The following is a 16,584-nucleotide window of genomic DNA, read 5'->3' on the forward strand; positions in this document are numbered from 1 at the left end:
GTGCGGACTTTTCCGCCGAAAAGCACGGACCGGACGCCGATCATTCTTCCAGCGCGGTACGCGCCAGCATCTGAAGCACGGCGTCTTCCATCGGCGGATTGTGCAGGCCGGCCCGCACGTCGCGGTAATACCGCTCCAGCGGCAGGCTGCGCGACAAGCTTGCGCCGCCGACGATCTTCATCGCCTTGTCGACGACCTGCGCGGCAAGATGGGTCGCATTGTACTTGACCCAGCCGAATTCCGGCCGCATGGAAGACCGCTCCTCCGGCCGGGTATCCCAGCGATCGGCAATATCGTACAGCGCCGTACGCGCCAGGCGCAGCTCGCTGTCGATCTGCCCGATCCACTGCCGGATATGAGGCAGCGTCGCGATCGGTTCCTTGAGGCTGTTCGGCGTGTAGTTTTTGGCGAAGTTCAGCGCGTAATCCCGCGCCGCGTACGCGATGCCGAGATAGCAGGCCGGAATATGCAGCATCCAGCCGTCTCCGTCGTCGATCCCGCCTTTGGCCTGCCCGGGCGCGTAGATGCCCATCACCTGTTCGTCGGGCACGAACACGCGATCCAGCACGATGTCGTGACTGCCGGTGGCGCGCATGCCGAGCGTGTCCCATGTCTCCTCCAGCGTGACACCCGCGGCTGCCCGCAGGTCGGCCGCGCGGCGCTCGGACGCTTCGGCGCGCCGCGCGATCTCGGCGAGATCGGGCAGCGCGACCCCGCCGTGAGCAAACGGCGAAGATGCCGGCGCCTGACGTTCGGGCTGAGGTTCCGGCGCAGCGGAGGCTGCGGCGTCAGAGGCTGTGGTGGTTGCGTCAGAGGCTGTGGTGGCGTCGGCGGAGGAAGAGGCGGCATTGCCGTTTTTACGGCTCGGTGCGCCGAGCCGGATAATAAAATCGCCGACTTCCGGCGAATTCTCGATCCCGGCGCTGACGATATAGTCCGTCAGCAGCGGACTGAGCGTGCTGTACGTCTTGCGTCCGGTCAGCGTCCAGCCGCCTTCGACGCGAACCGCCGTCGTCTGCGGGCGGCCTCCACGCGTCGGGCTGCCGGTCGCGCGCTCGCTCGCAAACTTGTTGATCATCGCGCCCGAAGACGCCACATCCCGGCAAAAATCCGCATAGCCCGGTTCCGGCCAAATGTCCGTCTCGCGGTAATGCAGCATCATGCCTCCGTGCCAGCCCGCGCTGAGCGCGGTCGAACCGTCCCCGCGCGCAAGACGCTCCTGCACGAGCAGCCATTCGTACAGCGACACGCCGTCGCCACCCTGCTCTTCCGACAGCGTCAGCTTGGCGTAACCGCCGGCTCTCAATTCCTCGAAGTTTTCGAACGGAAACGACCCTTCCCGATCATGCTTCGCGGCACGCTTCGCAAAACGTCCCGCCAATTCGTCCGCCCAGACCGCAAGCTTCTCTTCCCGTTCGTTTCTGACAAAGGCGTCGATCGCTTTTTTTCTCAATGCCGCTCATCCTTTCTGTCTGCCTGTTCCTGATTTCCTTCTATTATAAAGAAACCGAGAACGCGAAAGCAAAGCACCGGACTCGGAATTTCGGTAGAAGATCTGTTTGGAAGGGAGGCGCGGTGCCGGGGCTGAGGGGGATATGTGCGGGCGCGGTGCAGGATGCGGGGTACTGGGGTATACGCGGGGCCGTGCAGAGTGCGGGGTGCAGAATGCGAGGTGCTGCGGAATGTTTGGAGAGACCGGATGTGCGGTGCGTAGCGCTCGGGGATACGGGAAGCTTGACGTTCTGGATTCCTGAAGCCGCGGGATGCTTGGAGCGTCAGTGGGCTTGAAGCGGCGGGAGGATTAAAGCCGCGAGATTCCTCGAGATTCGGGATTCCGAAGAATCATTAGCCTGATATTGGCGCTTGGGCTCGTTCGCTTCTGCGCCGACCGTAACGAACCGTAGTCACGCTATTTTGGTTTTAACGCGCTTTTTTCCAAACTAACGAATCGTGATAACGCTATTGGGCCTGAATTGCTTTAAATCGGCCTTTTTCGGGCCAATAAGGATACAGCGATTCGTTAGATTTAGAAAAAGGCCGAATATCGGCAAATAGCGATAGGAGGATTCGTTACGTACCGCGTGGGGCGTGATGGGGATGCGGATTGGATGTTGGCGGCGCACGATTGGGTACAGCGGGTACGCAGGTTGAATATTGGCGGGCGTATGCTTGGACACAGTCGGTATGCAATTAGGCTGACCCGAGTACGCCGAACCCCCGGCTTCAAGTTCGGCTAACCTCCACTCCAGACTCCGGAAGCCGCTATTTCACACATCCCGAATACGCCAAAAAACCCAAGTTTCCGTAGGGAAAGTCGGGTTTTCGGACATACTGAAATTGCCTTTATAGTCTTTTGGCCATTTTGTAATCGGTCACCTCGTAGCCGGCTTTGCGGTATACGTGCAGCGCGGTGGCATTATGCCCGAATACGTGCAGCCCGATCGAGACCGCTCCGAGCGAGCGCGCCGTATCGTCGAGCGCCCGCATGGCGGCTTGGCCGTATCCTTGATTGCGGCAGGACTCGTCGATAAAAAACTCGTATACAAAAGCCTGCTTCCCTGCCGGCGCATCCGACAGGCTGATCCAGACGCAGCCGACGTCGGACGACTTGTCTTCTGCGAGAATCCGGTAGACATGCTGATTCGGAGTCGCCGCTCCTTCCGGAAAATAACCCCGGTAACTCTCCGCGGAACGCTCCAACGCTTCTTCTTCCGTCCAGGCGCCGGCCTTGACCTTGTCCTGCGCGTATTCCGCGATGGACCGTGCCAGAAACACGTCGAATTCTGCGGCGCCTATCGGCGTCAACGTCACCTGATGCATCTCTGCCAGCCTCCTTTCGCTTATCCCTTTTCGGATCGCGGCTCCGCCTCGACTACCGCTTGGCAGCTCGCCGCCTCACTCCGCCCTGCCCATCGCTCGGCAGGGCGTCCCCGCGTCCGTCCTGCGTTCCAATCCGCCGTCAAGCCCCGAATCTTTTGCGGTATCCGCACTTGCGGCACAGCTCTTCCACCGCTTCGCGGCGGGAAAAACCGTAGACGAGATCGTTGGCGCGCTTGCTCTCGACGATCTCGGAAAATTCCTGCTCCAGCACGTTGCCGAGATTGATCACGCCTTCGCCGTCCAGGCAGCAGGGCACGACGGTGCCGTCGACCAGAATGGCCGCATGGCTGCGCAGCGCGTGGCAGAAGCCTTTGCCGTCGTCTTCGGGCGCGCTCAGGCTCGGCCATTGGAACTCGTGGTCCTGGTTCAGGTAGACGTTGCCCGATACTTTGAGCCCTTTGCCGCGCTCGAACCGTTCCTCGATCCGGTAATCCAATGCGTATTCGCGCTCAATCAGTTCCAGTGTCTCGCGATTGCGGCTGCGCGCGGCGTTGGTCATATTGTCTTCGGTCAGGTTCCACAGGCGGAACGAGAAGATCAGCTTGCCGGACACTTCATGCTGCGAAGCGTCGCGCACGAACGACAGGATATCGGCCAGGTAACCGTTGCGGTCGGTCGAACCGGCATGGCCGTCGAAGCTGTGCAGCGAAAAGTTCATCTGGCGCAGCGCCGGCTTGCCCAGCAGCTTGTCGCGGTTTTTGGCGATCAGCGTGCCGTTCGTCGTGATGTTGACGTTGAAGCCGCGCTCGTGCGCCAAATCGAGCAGGACGTCGATTTTGGGATGCAGCAGCGGTTCGCCTTTGACATGCAGGTAGATGTGGTTCGTATGCGGATCGATTTTGTCCAAAATCTGCGCGAACGTCTCCGGCTTGATAAACTTCGCCTGACGCGCCGTCGGTGGACAGAAGTGGCAGGACAGATTGCAGACGCTCGTAATTTCGATATATACTTTTTTGAATGTTTTCAAAAGTTGACGCTCCATTTCCGGTGTAGGTTCTGTGTCTATTATGTGTTCCGGGGAGCAAAAGCTCAACCCCCGAAACGAACCATTCTCCCGAATCCGGCAGCAAAAGCCCGCCCCGCACGGGCAGGCGGTCAAATGAGCGCTTTGCGCATCCGCTGCAGCGACAGGCCGGGCAGCTCGTCCGTTACCCGGTAGCCGAGTCGCTCGTACAGCCGCCGGGCATCCGGGTTGCCGAGGCTGACCGTCAGCGAGCAGGCGGTGAAGCGCTGGCGCAGCGCCTCTTCTTCGGCAAAAGCGATCAACTTCGAGCCGATTCCCAGACCGCGTCCGTGCGGCAGGGTCGCCAGCGCCGCGATATGGAATTCGTCGCCGAGTCCTTCCTTCAGGCCGGTCAGCGCAAGCAGTTGGCGCGGATGAAGCAGATGGTACGCAATCAGCGGAAGCTTGCGGTAAGCCAGCAGCCGGGTGAACGTCGGCCAGGCCAACTGCTCCAACCGGGAAGCGGGGCAGCAGGTAACGACGCCCATCGTCTCGTCTCCGTGCTTGGCTTCGTACGCGTATTCGTGGCTGAAGCGGTTGCGATCCGCGCGCCACAGCTTGCGCATGACGCGTTCCACCGTCCGGACGTCGCGGCTGCCGATCAGCGCATGAGCCGTTTGACCCATGGCCATCATGAGCAGCTTGGCGCCGACCGTCGAACGGGGATCGGCTTTTACGATGTTCGGCATGTATCTACACTCTCCTTATGTCTGTCTAAAAAAGATCAAATTCCCGGCCGCATATCCAGATGTCCTTCGCCGCGGTCGATCCGCCGTCCGATCAGATTCTCGACGACGATCGTCACCGTGCCGACCGCAAGTCCGGTCAGCGTCTCGATGCCCGTGCCGACATTGTGCTTGAGCTGCCGGCACACTTCGGGAATGCGCGCACCGAAGCGCACGTCGATCCGAAGCTCGACGTCGAGGAAGCGGTCGCGAAGATGCAGCGCGATACGGCCGCTTTTGGCGGCTGCGCGCAGCCGGTCCGAAGAGGCGGTTGAACCGTCTTCCTTCGGACTCTTTTTTTCAAGCGCGATCCCTTCGATCACGATCCCTTCCGTCTGCGCCAGCGCGCCGGCCACGATCTTGCGCAGCGCTTTCTCCGCCACTCGAATATGCCCGTAACCCGTCTCGATCTTCATGCTTCGTCCTCCTTGAGGGCCGCAGGCCCGAATAGGTTATCGACGTCCATCGGGCCCGAGTCCCCTGCACAGCGTATCCGCCACGAGGCTGACCGCCGCGCGGGGCGCGAGCACACCCGCCCGGATCTGTTCCCACGCCAGAAACAGCAGCGAATACGCCGTGCCCCACATCCATTCCGGCTGCAGTTCCGCCCGGAAGACGCCCCGCTCGCGCAGCCGCTCGAACGCTTCCATGACCGGCTGCCGCAGCTTCTCGTACGCTTGCTCGATCTCCGGATTTTCGTTGACCGAAGCGTCGTGCACGAGAAAATGTACTTTGTCGCCAAGCGGCACGAGCGCTTCGATCAAGTCGGTCACGTAACGTTCCGCCTGCTCCTCGTCGAACGCCACGCCCGCGATCGCGGTCCGAACGACTTCGATCGCCCGGAAGCCCAGCCGGACCATCAGCTGCTCTCGGCTCTCCACGTAACGGTGCAGCGTCGCGATGCCGATACCGGCCTGCTGCGCGATCTCGTTCAGCGAAGCGTTCGGCTTCTCGATCAGCAGTCCGGTCGCCGTGTCCAGAATATGATTCATGCGGATCTGATTCGGTTGAGCCGGCCGGGCCGGCACCGATGTTTTTCTCATGACGCCTCCTCCTTCTCGCATTCCACCGGGAGATACGACAAGCTATCTTTTGATAGTATAAACTATCACCTCTTCCCTCATTTTAACCGCTCCGTTCACCGAAATCAACTTCGCGTACGAGTCCTGTACCCTTAATGGTAGGCGCAAAAAAGCGGGCACTCTGCTGGAGAGTACCCGCTTCGAATGAAGAACAAGCCGAGGCTGCGCATAGCGCTTTGCCTTATGGAATCAGTGCGACGCGGCCGGTCGGCCCGGAGCGCCTGCCTGCCCGGCAGCGGCCGGTGCCGGATTGTCCGGCTGCAGCCGGACGCGCAGCAGCGTAATCGCCCAGGTGACGAGCGCGATCAGCAGCAGATGCAGCATGAATGTGCCGGCTCCGTCCCCGTTGTAGATCAGGCGCATAAAGCCCTGAATACCGTTCGGCGCCGGCAGGAAGCTGCCCAGATGACGATAGAACGGCGCCAGCATATCGGCCGGGATGATATTGCCCGCCGTCATAAGCTGGATCGGCACGAGCGCGACATTGAACAGCGGAGCCGCGTTGCCCAGCAGCGCAAAGCTCATCTGCGTCAGGCAGGCGCTCGCCAGGAAGACGAGGCTCAGCAGCAGCCACAGGCTCCACAGCGAAGAGGCCGGTTCGGCGAACAGCCGCGACACAAGCACGATCACGAGCGGAGCGGCGACGCAGATCAGCAGAAGCAGCAGCTGGCGGCTCCAGAAAATCGCCCATTTGCCGGTGCGGTGCTTCATGATCTGCGCGGTGATGTTGAACTGGATATTCATCGTCATCATCGCGATGTACGGAATGAAGCCGAGGATCATCGGCAGCATCGTGACGGCAAAGTTGCTCTGTTCGTGCGTTTTGACGATTTCGGCCCGAATTGGCGCAGCGGCCACTCCGCCCGATACCGCCGCGTTCATGCCGTCGGTGATCTTCGTCGCGGCGCCTTCCATCATCGCGGCCGCCACCTGGGACGTGCCCTGATTGATGTAGTAGGTCAATTCGGCGGAACCGCCGCGCAGGGCCGATTCAAAATCCGCCGGGATGCGAATGACCATCGCGTAATCTCCGGCGTCCATCGCCGAATTGGCCTGGTCCAGATTCGCGACGGCGGTCGTGCCGAACGGAGCGGAATCGGCGAGGTTCTGCGAGATCTTCTCGCCGGCTGCGCCCGCTTCGTTGACGACGGCAGCCTGCAGACGGTCGATCCGCTGCGTCGCGCCGTCGTAGCCGGTCATCCACAGCAGGACGAACAGCAGCGGTACGAACAGCGCGAAGACGATCCCGACCCGGGTCGTCGTAATGCTCATCATGGTCTTGAAAGCTTGTTTCATGAAAAAAATTCTCTCCTCTTGTAAGTCGTTCCTGCTTCGATTCATGCTTCACAGTGACTCAAATTTAAATGGTTGAATGTGCATCTATTTGGACAAAAAAAGTCATCCGGATACATTCCCGAAAATTCGGTTCAGTACCCGAATGAACAAATTCAACTCTTCTTCCGTCAATCCTTCGATCGCTTCCGCGTTGCTCGCTTCCATCAGCGGGGTCAGCATCCGTTCGACATCCCGACCTTTGTCCGTCAAATGCACGAGCACGCTGCGCCGGTCGGTCGGATTGCCGCGCCGCACGATCATCTCTTTGTGTTCGAGCTTGTCCAGCACTTTGCTGATCGACGTCTGATCCCGCGAGTGGATCGCGGCCAGCTTTTTCTGCGAAATGCCGTCGGCCAGCGTCAGCCTGTGCAGCACGCCGTACTGTTCGGGCGTCATGTCTGCCCCGGCCGTGATCTTGCCGGCCGCTTTGGCATAGGCCAGATAAGTTCGCGACAGCAGGAAGCCAAGCGTATCGGCTTGATGGTCCATGCGCATTCTCCTCAGGCGTTCGAACGTTTCCGTCGTGCGATTCGCCGATATAGTTGCATGTGCATTTATTGCACACGCTATTATATCGGGCAAATCGCCGGAAAGTCAACTTAAATTTCGTCCGGCCGGCGCAGCACGAGTCCGATCAGCTCCGTGCGGAGCGTCTGCATGGCGTCGCTCCGCTCCATCTGCATGCCCCGGCTCAGCTCCGCAATATCCGGTTCGAGCAGCTCGACCACCCGCATCAGCGCGCCGCGGTCTCCCGCTCTCGATCGCTTCAGCAGGTTCAGGAATTCAACGTCCGGCGCAGATGCTCCAGCGATTTGCGTTTCCATTTGCTCACCCCCTGCTGGCTGATCCGAAGGCTCTGCGCCGTCTCGGCTTCCGTTCTTCCTTCCAGAAACAGCGCTCGGATGACGTGCCGGCCTTTGTCAAAAGGAATCAGTCCGACGTATTCGCGCGCCGAGCGTTCCGCTTCGAGGACACACGGTTCCGCCGCCCGGTTCCGTTCGTCCTCTTCGAGCCCGGATCTTTCGTTTCGTCCGCGAATCCTCTGCTTGTAGCGGAAGCGCCAAGCGGCGCGCCGCAGTTCCATCCGGTAATGCTCGATCGTGTCTTCGGTCAAGGCAATCCCTCCTGTTGCTTCAAATCGGAACAAACGTTCGCTCTTATCATAATATAAACTTTGCCATTTGGATAGAATCATTTTCCAAAAAGGCACAACGTTTGATCGGAAAAGACGTACATACCGATAGAGGGGTTTTTTTCGAGCCAAAAAAAATTTTCGCAGCCGGTTGTAAAAAGCGCCGAATTTCCTCCTTTCTTTGTGAAGGCGGAATTTTCCGTCGCACGGCGCAGAAGCCGAATCGAACCTAAAAGGAGATTTTACGATGAAAAAAGTAGTGTACGTACCGCTGGACGACCGTCCGGCCAATCTCGACGACGTTATTTTGCAGGGCAAAGCGGCCGGTCTCGAAGTGCTGACGCCGGAAGCGTCGGTCATCCGCAACCGGATGGACGACACGGGACAGATCGAAGGCACCGAAGTCGTCGGCACGAGCGGCGCGTCTTACGGCGATCCCGCCGGCGTGCAGCAGTTTCTGCGGCAGCATGCGGCGGCGGCCGACGGCTTCATCATCTCGACCGACATGCTCGTGTACGGCGGACTGATCGGCAGCCGGCGGCTGCGAGACGATGCCGGGGGCGAGTACCCGAATTACGATCCGGCCGTCGACTCGCTGCTGGACACGGTCGCCGGGCTGAAGCGCGATTACCCGAACAAGCCGGTCTTCCTGCTCGATACCGTCATGCGCCTCGCCACGACGACGATGGCGGAAGGGCTCAGCATCGAAGTGTATAACGAATCGCGGGCGCTGACGATGAAGCCGCGGCTTGCGCAGACCGACTTCGACGCCATTCTGGCCGGGTACGACCTGAAGCCGGACGGTACGCCGTACGAAGACACGATCTACCTGAACAAAGAGCGGTATTACAACGCGCGCCGCCACAAGTTCAAAACGAACCGCCGCGTGCTGGAGACGCTCGTACGCGACGCGGGTATCGACTTCGCCGCAATCGGCGTGGACGACGCTTCCACGCAGGGCGTGCAGGCGAACGAGATCGACTGGATCGAAGCGCGTATCGACGAATGGCTCGGCGGCAGCGAAGGCCAGAACCCGGATCGCGCCGTGATTCTGCCGGACGCCGACGGACTCGGCCACGTGCTCATGGCACGAATGGCCGCCCGCCTGCATGCGGCACCCGCGAAGCCGGTCGTCGCCGTGCGTTACTTCGGCCGGGACGGAGCCGAGATCGTCAATCCGTACGAATATATGGACGTGCACCGCAATATTCTGCGGCATATCGATATCGCGGGCGGCACGTACGTCAGTGACGGACGTTCGCCGATCGCGCCGCCGGCCGGAGCGGCGGATACGCCGTTCGAGCTGGAACTCGTCGCGCTGACAGGCGAAGACGTGATCGGCGAAGCGGTCGCGCATCTCGAAGCGAACCGCGCGGCGCAGATTCCGACGCTTGTCGTCGACTTCACGCGCGGCGGCTCGGCCGGCCTCGTCGTGACGCCGGTGCTGCTGAATTCGCCGGCGACCGGCAGCCTGCTCGGCTACAGCGCGTGGAACACGGCCGGCAACAAGATCGGCATGTCGCTCGGCATGGCGCTGTCCCGTTTCTTTTTCCTCAAAAAAGAAACCCAGGAACGCCCGCTCGGCCTCGCGCTCGACGCGCACGGCTCGCTGCTGTTCAAGCGTTTCCTCAAAGACTATTCGTACAAGTCGCTTGAGATCGGCGTGATCCGCACCGAATCGCGCGCCCGCACGCCGTACACGAACGTGACGGCCGACCAGAACATGCGCATCTTCAACACGCCGGAAGATTACGACTTCCTGACGCAGCTGCTGCGCACCGACATGCAGACGCGTACGAACGAACTGGCCGCCATGCCGGCTTTTGGCATCGGCACGAGCGCTCCCGCCTGCGCCATTCGCCGCTTCGGCGTTCCCGAAGGCGAAGCGGGCCCGAACTCCCGCGACTGGCGCTACGCGCAGTACGCCGCCGCGCTGCTGCCGGAGAACAACCCGAACTTCATCTGGTGGCGCGCGTTCGAGATCACGCTCGCCCCGGAGATCGACCTAGAGCGCACTTCGCAGGGCGCCTGCCAGTAAAGGCTGTGCGCGGAAGCGGAGGCGGAAGCGGACGGGAATCGCTATAAGGCGGGTTGGGCGATAAGGCCGGGAGCGAGCTTCGCGATCAGGCGGGCTGGACGATAGAGCTAGGCCCGATAAGGCGGGCTGGGCGATCAGGCAAACTTCTCGCCCGGAAGCAGGCTGCGACAACCCGCACGCCTCGCAGCGCAACAAGCTTCGCAGCCGGACAAATCAAAACCTCGAATCCCGCCAGGGGATTCGAGGTTTTTTTGTTTCGGCTTTTTTTGCTGGAAAAGAGGATAGAGAATGAACGACGGAGGACGCAGATAGGCGGACGGACTGGCATGAGAGCGGAAAAAGGAGCGGCGCGAGAACGGTCTTTTTGTTCGACATGTCTGCATCGGACCAGGGCGAAATAACGGCGTAAAGAACATTATTGCCTTCTACCTGTCCTCTCTATGCGAAATAATTGCGAGAGAACAGTTATTTCCCTCCATCTGTCCTCTCCGCGCGAAATAATTGCGAGAGGACAGCTATTTCCGCATCCAGCCGTCAAAAACGCCCGTTTTCCGCAAAATAAGTGTATTTTCGCAATTAATGCTCTTCCCATCGACTCTTCATGCAAAATAAGTGTATTCTCGCAACTAAAGGTCAGCCCGGCGTCTTTTCATGCAAAATAAATGTCCGCCTGCCGTTGATTCGCCTAACGTTAATCCGGATTCTACAGCTCTACAGTCCTAAATCGCTACAACCGCGGATCGATCTCTTTCTCCCCCGCCACTTCGAACAGCAGGTCCGAAGCGGCTTCGCGGTATTCCGCGTGCTCGGGCGAGATGTCGTCGATCGGGACGGACAGCATGCGCAGGCCGAGGCGGTGCTCCTCGATCGAGGTGCGCAGCTTGCGCTGGATACTTTTCTGCTTGATCAGCTTGGCGTATTTGTGCGGGAAGCGGTAATCGTAGCCGTACACGATGCTCAGGTAATCGGCGTTGCGCACTTTCATGTTCGGCGCGACGCCGCCTTGCGGAAGCTCCGGCTTGATGACGACGCCTTCCATGCCGCGCTCGGACGTCAGCTCGCCGAAGAACGACGCGGCCCGTTCGTAAGCGTCGTCCGCCGCCAGATCGAGCGTCAGCAGGCTGTCGCCGGACAGGAACGCGTACAGGTCGGACTGCTTGCGCGTCAAGCCCGGCAGTTCTTCGCGGCCGTCGGCGTACACGATCTTGAGCAGGCCGAACGGCTTGTAAGCCGCTTCGCCCGCCTGCGCGTACAGCCCGAGCTGGCGCTCGTAGACGGCGCGCGCTTCTTCATGGACGTCCAGCGGCATGCGCGCCTGGAGGATGTCATGCACGTATTTGTACGTCTGGTACGTACCGCTGCCGTATTTCTCGCTTAGCTTCGCTTTGGACGAATGGATACGGTCGACGCCGAATCCGCTCTCTTCATAGTCCGAAGTCAGGCGGTCCAGCGCCTGCTCGAAGCCCTGCTCGCGCAGGAAAGACAGTTCGCTCTTGAGCGCTTCGCCGATCGGGCGGAACTGCCGCTCGATCAGCCCTTCGCCGAGCGCGTGCCACGGCATCAATTCGCCGTCGAGGATCAGCAGCCTGATCCCCTGCTCCTCCATATAGGAGCCGAAGCGTTCGATCAGCGCCGCGTGGATCTGCGTCAGATCCACGCTCTTGATCTTGTAGCCGTTGCGGCTGACGGCGAAGCTCTCTTCCGGCGAGCGATGCAGATACAGATTGCAGCGCGAGCCCATGTATTTGGGCTGGAGCACCACTTCGCGGACGCCGTGGCCGCGGAAATAATCCAGCCCGCGCCGCAGCGATTCCAGTTCGCCGGCGCCCAGGTCTTTGTCGGACGGCGACATCGTGCCGGAGACGAAGTTGATCTTGTGGCGCGAGATATAGCGCAGGCGGCGCAGGTCTTCATCGCTCAGCTCGCGAGGCTGAATGCGGCGTTGATACGCGAACAGCATGTGCAGTTCTTCGGAAATCGCGGCGTTCGCGGATTTGTGCGATTTGAAGAACGGCTTGTAGCCCATGCTGACCGAAGTCAGCAGATTGCCGTGCACCGCGCCGGTATCGAGGTGCAGCTTGTTCTTGAGCCGGAACGCCTGCTTCGCGGCGACGTGGCCGAACAGGTGATACGGGTAATTGCCGACGGCGTCCCGCTGGAGAAAGGCCAGCTGTTCTTCCTTCGGCAGGTCGGGGCGCAGCCGGAACGTGCGTTGATGGCGCTGCGCATAGGCGTCGAGCTTGCCGATATATTTGTTCTCGCACGGCGCGTGCGTGACGTAGAAGGATGGCTGCCCTTCGCCGACGCCGATCCGGCGATAGAACGGCCGCGAAGCTTCGACCAGCTCGTCGAACTTGGCGCGCAGCGCTTCGTCTTCTTGCAGAACCGGGATCGAATCGAAGTAGCTGTCGAGCAGTTCGCCGTCCACGCCGGAAATTTCGCCGCGCAGATATTTGTACACGAAGTTCTCGTGGTTGCCTTTGACCAGCAGAAAATGCTTGCGGTTCGCATGCAGGAACTCGATCGTCTCGCGTGTCCGTTTGCCTTTGTCGATCCAGTCGCCGGCCAGAATAAAGTCCGTATCCGCCAGCTTCTCCGGCAGGATCAGCTGTCCGTCTTCGAACGTGCAGCCGTAATCGAGCAGCAGTCCCCGAAGCGCGTCCACGCTCTCGTGCACGTCGCCGATTACGATGGAACCGCGGCCCTGCGGCAGGATGCAGTCGACGTAGGACTCCTCATTCTCGACGACGACGGTATACCCGGTCGACTCTTCCGAAGAAGCGGATACTCCCGAAGAAGCCGAACCGGCTTCTTCTCCTGCGCTCCCCGAAATTTTCGCAGCCCCTGTCGCCTCTGCCGCCGCTGCCGCTATCGGATCTGCTGGATCTGCCGGACCTGCCGTCTCCACCGTCCCTGTCCCTGCCGGTTCGGCAGCGCCGAAGTCTTTCGCTTTGACCCGATGCACCGCGTCGTAGCCTTCTCTCGCCAGCGCCGGCAGTACGTCTTTTTTGAGCCGGTTGATATGGGTCGAGATCAGCCGCTTCGAGCGCTCCGACGCGTAATAATCGCTGCGTTTGCGGTAATCGAACACGATCGCTTCGACGTTGTAATGGTTCTCCTGCGCGATTGCCCGCACCTGCTGCCGAAAATCTTCGGACAGGCCGGTCGTATCGACGATCACGAATTCCGCGTTGATCGGAAACGTCGTCGCAAGTTTCAGCCGCTCGAACAGCAGCGCAAACGTCTGCTCGCTCGCTTCCAGCATGACCGAGTCGTATTTGTCGTACTCATAGCCGAGCATCTCCTGCCGAATCCGGTCGGACGACAGCAGCTGTACGTTGCCGCGGAGGCCCCGTTCTTCATTTTCCAGCTTCAGCTTCGGCAGCAGCACGCGTTCGGCGAACGTCGTCTTGCCGCATTCGGTCGGTCCGATCAGCATGAGGATGGTATGCACTTTCGTGCGGATTTCCAGCGTTTTAGGCATGGATTCGTTCATCTGCCGTCCCTCCTTTTCCCGTCGCTTTTTCCACTGATTTTCCCGTTAATATATCGATCTCGGACTGCCGCGTGAACAGCACGCCCTGCGTCGTCGCGATTCCGTTGACCCGGTCGCCGATCTCCAGCCATTCCGCGTGCACCGCGTGCTTGGCCGCAAGTTCGCCGATCCAGGCCCGGAACTCCGTCTGCGGCATTTCCCAATCGTGGTCGTCGTGCCGCATGCCTTCAAGTTCGTAGAAGACGTTAAAGTCGGCGTTCGGCGTCGTGATCACGAAACGGTCGAAATTCACTTTTTTCAAAATAAGACGTACGAGCGCCGCCGCTTCCTCCGTGCCCATATGCTCGACCACTTCCGTGAGGATCACGTCGACCTGCTCGCCGTTGTACGAGTCCAGAAACTGCGCGAGCGAAGCGAACGGGATCAGGTTATCCAGCTCTTTTTTCTCCGCTTTGCGCACCGTTTCTTCCAATACTTCGTCGTTCACGTCGATCGCGTAGTAACTGTAGTCGTCCTTGATCCGCGCGGCATAAGGAATCGCATAGAAGCCTTCGCCGCAGCCGATATCCAGAATCGATTTGTCGAACGCCAGCCGCTGCGTGATCGCGCTGCGCCGCTGGAATGCCGTGCCGCCGAAGTCGAACCGAATATCATAGCGATCGGTGCGCTCCAGCTCGGCGGCGTATTTGCGGAACATCGCGCGCGAGCCGAGGAAATTGCGCACGAACAGACTGCGGATATAGAACGGCGCGTCGATGATGTTCAGGCTGCGGATGTATTTTTCCACCACCGATTCGTTCAGATCGATAAACTCTTTGCCGAACATCGACAAGAACAGGAACAGGACGCTCGCGGCGTGCAGCAGGACGTAGAGATTGCGGTTGGTCGTCATTTTGAGGCTGTAGCTTTTGTGGGCCAGAAGCGTCGCTTCGAACGTGATGTCCGGAAAATGCTTGGCAAAAAAGTCCAGGTACCGGTCGCGCTCGATATGCACCATATTGACGAACAACGCATGCGTATGTCCTTCCGTGTCGCGATCGTCGGGCTTGAGCGGATGCGAGAAAAACTCGTTGATCGCGTTCAGCGGAAACAGCGGCGTGTTGTAGCGTGATACGTTGAGGTATTCGAATTCTTCGTGCTCGCTGCGTTTGTACGAAACTTCGTTGTCCGCGTCTTTGAAATACACGTTGAACGTCTGCGGATCGCCGTACCAGCCGTAGGCCAGCCCTTTGCGAATCGGACGGATCAGCATGCCGGTAGACGGATTTTTGCGAATGAGAAAAGAGAAATCGGGGTGCGTCGAGCTCAGTTGGACGATGGCCATGGGTGCTGCTCCTTCCAGGCGCCGCGCAGCACGGACACAAACAGCGGATCGAGCCGGTCGTCGACCGATTCGCCGGAGTCCGGCAGGTGCGGGGCTTGCTGCTCATAGTAGTGGATCTGTGTTTCCAGATATTGATTAATAACCTCAATCCGGGGTTCTTCCTTCAGTTCGATACCGGATTTTTTGCGTTCCAGCAGCTGCTCGACCGCCGTCTTCAGTTCGCCGGTAGCAAGCAGCGTACCCTTGAGGGTGTCGAACGTCATTGGAGGCAGCTCGTTGTACCGTTCGATCCAGGCGCAGGCGAGGAGCGGACGCAGCACGTAGAAATATTTTTTGCTGCGGACGGTCTCGCCCTGCAGGTAATCCCGGTAATTGCCGCGGGCCATATGCAGGTAGTGGAACATGCAGGCTTTGGGCGAAAAAGACGGCCCGGCCAAGTCGCGAATCTGCGCCGCTGCTTCCGGCAGCTCGCGGTACACGATCGGCGATTGCAGCCATTCCAGCAGCGGCGGATTGCTTTTACGGAACAGCCGCAGCGCTTTGCGCAGATCCCAACCGTTCACGTCAAGCAGGTCGCTAATCGGACGCTCGATCACGTCACGGCGCTCGAAAATCGACAAATACCAGTCCGGCTCGCGCACGTACAGAAAGCGCACGTCGTAATCGCTATCCTGCGAAGGGAACCCCCATGCACGGCTGCCCGACTCGCAGGCGTACAGGATGCGGACCTTCTCTTCCCGTTCGATACGGGAGAGTTCGGCTTGGATTTCGGTGCGGATGTCGGGATGGATGTCGGGATGGGCATCAGAGCGGGTGTAGGGATGGGCATTGGCGCGGGCGTCGGGGGCCTCATCGGGACGGATGTCGGGATGGATGTCGCGGGCGGCATCGGAGCGGGTATCGGCTTGGTCCCGGGCCGGGCCGGAGCGCTCGGCAAAAGGGCGTCGTGTCATAGTCTTCTCCTCCTTCGGATTCGGCGGCTTCCGCAGCGGCGAATTCGCTCGCGCGGCGGAACGGACGGCGCCGGACTGTTCGTTTCGTTAAGGCTTATTGTCCCGGAAAAGGGGACCGGTAGGAAGGGCGTAAGTATGGCGATCAGAGAATCGCCTGGATACTTTGCGCCTTGGCGTAAGTATGGCTCGCGGTAGGAGCGCGATTAGAGAATCGCCTGTATACTTCGCGCCTTGGCGGAAGCATGGCTCGCGAGAGGGCGGCGTCGGAGAGTCGCCCGGATACTTCGCGCTTTGGCGGAAGTATGGCTCGCTGGAGGACCGCGATCAAGGCGAGCGCATCGGCGGCAGCAAAAAGTCCCGAACCGTTAACGGTTCGGGACTTCAAGTGTCGAAAGCCTTTTATACCGGCCGAGTCGCATGACTCTGACCACCATACGCAGTCCTCAATCCTCAATCCTCAATCCTCAATCCTCAATCCTCAATCCTCATCGTCCCAAGCGTCGCCCCAGCCGTCCAACGAATCGTCATATCGCTATTTGCTCTAAATTCCGCCTTTTTAATTATTTAACGAATCGTCATATCCTTATTTGGCGTTATGAAGTCGATTTTAGTAAAC

Annotated in this window: 14 protein-coding genes; 1 reads left to right on the plus strand and 13 read right to left on the minus strand. The window is 59.9% G+C overall.

What is annotated here, in order from left to right; translation table 11 throughout:
• Positions 1-40: 40 nt before the first annotated feature.
• The 10 genes from FTE24_RS16280 to FTE24_RS16325 form a co-directional block, all read right to left on the minus strand.
• Positions 41-1,453, minus strand: coding sequence for an acyl-CoA dehydrogenase family protein (locus tag FTE24_RS16280; protein WP_150232154.1), 1,413 nt, complete (start codon positions 1,451-1,453; stop codon positions 41-43).
• Positions 1,454-2,343: 890 nt separating this feature from the next.
• Positions 2,344-2,820: a GNAT family N-acetyltransferase gene (locus FTE24_RS16285; RefSeq protein ID WP_150232155.1), complete on the minus strand. Its 477-nt coding sequence runs from the start codon at positions 2,818-2,820 to the stop codon at positions 2,344-2,346.
• Positions 2,821-2,959: 139 nt separating this feature from the next.
• Positions 2,960-3,847: a radical SAM/SPASM domain-containing protein gene (locus FTE24_RS16290; RefSeq protein ID WP_141448609.1), complete on the minus strand. Its 888-nt coding sequence runs from the start codon at positions 3,845-3,847 to the stop codon at positions 2,960-2,962.
• A 128-nt stretch (positions 3,848-3,975) separates the two neighbouring features.
• Positions 3,976-4,572, minus strand: coding sequence for a GNAT family N-acetyltransferase (locus tag FTE24_RS16295; RefSeq protein WP_150232157.1), 597 nt, complete (start codon positions 4,570-4,572; stop codon positions 3,976-3,978).
• A 35-nt stretch (positions 4,573-4,607) separates the two neighbouring features.
• On the minus strand, positions 4,608-5,024 hold the full coding sequence (locus FTE24_RS16300) for an Asp23/Gls24 family envelope stress response protein (protein WP_150232160.1): 417 nt from the start codon (positions 5,022-5,024) through the stop codon (positions 4,608-4,610).
• A 36-nt stretch (positions 5,025-5,060) separates the two neighbouring features.
• The gene (locus tag FTE24_RS16305) at positions 5,061-5,651 is read right to left on the minus strand and encodes a TetR/AcrR family transcriptional regulator (protein WP_150232162.1); all 591 of its coding nucleotides are present in this window, start codon (positions 5,649-5,651) and stop codon (positions 5,061-5,063) included.
• 228 nt (positions 5,652-5,879) lie between these two features.
• On the minus strand, positions 5,880-6,986 hold the full coding sequence (locus FTE24_RS16310) for a YhgE/Pip domain-containing protein (protein WP_237401794.1): 1,107 nt from the start codon (positions 6,984-6,986) through the stop codon (positions 5,880-5,882).
• A gap of 102 nt (positions 6,987-7,088) precedes the next feature.
• Positions 7,089-7,514, minus strand: a complete 426-nt coding sequence (locus FTE24_RS16315) for a MarR family winged helix-turn-helix transcriptional regulator (protein WP_160441795.1) — start codon at positions 7,512-7,514, stop codon at positions 7,089-7,091.
• 110 nt (positions 7,515-7,624) lie between these two features.
• Complete coding sequence (locus FTE24_RS16320; RefSeq protein WP_150232166.1) at positions 7,625-7,849, minus strand: hypothetical protein; 225 nt, start codon at positions 7,847-7,849, stop codon at positions 7,625-7,627.
• Positions 7,801-8,139: a sigma factor-like helix-turn-helix DNA-binding protein gene (locus FTE24_RS16325; protein WP_150232168.1), complete on the minus strand. Its 339-nt coding sequence runs from the start codon at positions 8,137-8,139 to the stop codon at positions 7,801-7,803. Before FTE24_RS16325 ends, FTE24_RS16320 begins: the two co-directional genes overlap by 49 nt.
• Before the next feature lie 265 nt (positions 8,140-8,404).
• Here FTE24_RS16325 and FTE24_RS16330 point away from each other — a divergent pair, with 265 nt between their 5' ends.
• Positions 8,405-10,195 carry a DUF4127 family protein gene (locus tag FTE24_RS16330; RefSeq protein WP_150232170.1) on the plus strand — a complete coding sequence of 597 codons (1,791 nt, stop codon included), beginning with the start codon at positions 8,405-8,407 and terminating at the stop codon, positions 10,193-10,195.
• 727 nt (positions 10,196-10,922) lie between these two features.
• On the opposite strand, the gene FTE24_RS16335 is transcribed toward FTE24_RS16330, so the two are convergent.
• The 3 genes from FTE24_RS16335 to FTE24_RS16345 are packed head-to-tail and all read right to left on the minus strand — an operon-like array spanning position 10,923 to position 15,968.
• On the minus strand, positions 10,923-13,667 hold the full coding sequence (locus FTE24_RS16335; protein ID WP_237401799.1) for an AAA family ATPase: 2,745 nt from the start codon (positions 13,665-13,667) through the stop codon (positions 10,923-10,925).
• A gap of 4 nt (positions 13,668-13,671) precedes the next feature.
• Complete coding sequence (locus tag FTE24_RS16340; protein WP_150232172.1) at positions 13,672-15,015, minus strand: class I SAM-dependent methyltransferase; 1,344 nt, start codon at positions 15,013-15,015, stop codon at positions 13,672-13,674.
• Positions 14,997-15,968, minus strand: coding sequence for a nucleotidyltransferase domain-containing protein (locus tag FTE24_RS16345; protein WP_202111889.1), 972 nt, complete (start codon positions 15,966-15,968; stop codon positions 14,997-14,999). Before FTE24_RS16345 ends, FTE24_RS16340 begins: the two co-directional genes overlap by 19 nt.
• Between the last annotated feature and the right edge of the window lie 616 nt (positions 15,969-16,584).

This window comes from Saccharibacillus sp. WB 17, assembly GCF_008634075.2.
Taxonomy (GTDB): Bacteria; Bacillota; Bacilli; order Paenibacillales; family Paenibacillaceae; genus Saccharibacillus; species Saccharibacillus brassicae.

What these genes read in the sequence shown, in the direction of transcription:
- FTE24_RS16285 (WP_150232155.1), bottom strand. Translation starts at nt 2,820, where the DNA reads ATGCATCAGGTGACGTTGACGCCGATAGGCGCCGCAGAATTCGACGTG.
- FTE24_RS16295 (WP_150232157.1), bottom strand. Translation starts at nt 4,572, where the DNA reads ATGCCGAACATCGTAAAAGCCGATCCCCGTTCGACGGTCGGCGCCAAG.
- FTE24_RS16300 (WP_150232160.1), bottom strand. Translation starts at nt 5,024, where the DNA reads ATGAAGATCGAGACGGGTTACGGGCATATTCGAGTGGCGGAGAAAGCG.
- FTE24_RS16305 (WP_150232162.1), bottom strand. Translation starts at nt 5,651, where the DNA reads ATGAGAAAAACATCGGTGCCGGCCCGGCCGGCTCAACCGAATCAGATC.
- FTE24_RS16310 (WP_237401794.1), bottom strand. Translation starts at nt 6,986, where the DNA reads ATGAAACAAGCTTTCAAGACCATGATGAGCATTACGACGACCCGGGTC.
- FTE24_RS16315 (WP_160441795.1), bottom strand. Translation starts at nt 7,514, where the DNA reads ATGGACCATCAAGCCGATACGCTTGGCTTCCTGCTGTCGCGAACTTAT.
- FTE24_RS16320 (WP_150232166.1), bottom strand. Translation starts at nt 7,849, where the DNA reads ATGGAAACGCAAATCGCTGGAGCATCTGCGCCGGACGTTGAATTCCTG.
- FTE24_RS16330 (WP_150232170.1), top strand. Translation starts at nt 8,405, where the DNA reads ATGAAAAAAGTAGTGTACGTACCGCTGGACGACCGTCCGGCCAATCTC.
- FTE24_RS16340 (WP_150232172.1), bottom strand. Translation starts at nt 15,015, where the DNA reads ATGGCCATCGTCCAACTGAGCTCGACGCACCCCGATTTCTCTTTTCTC.
- FTE24_RS16345 (WP_202111889.1), bottom strand. Translation starts at nt 15,968, where the DNA reads ATGACACGACGCCCTTTTGCCGAGCGCTCCGGCCCGGCCCGGGACCAA.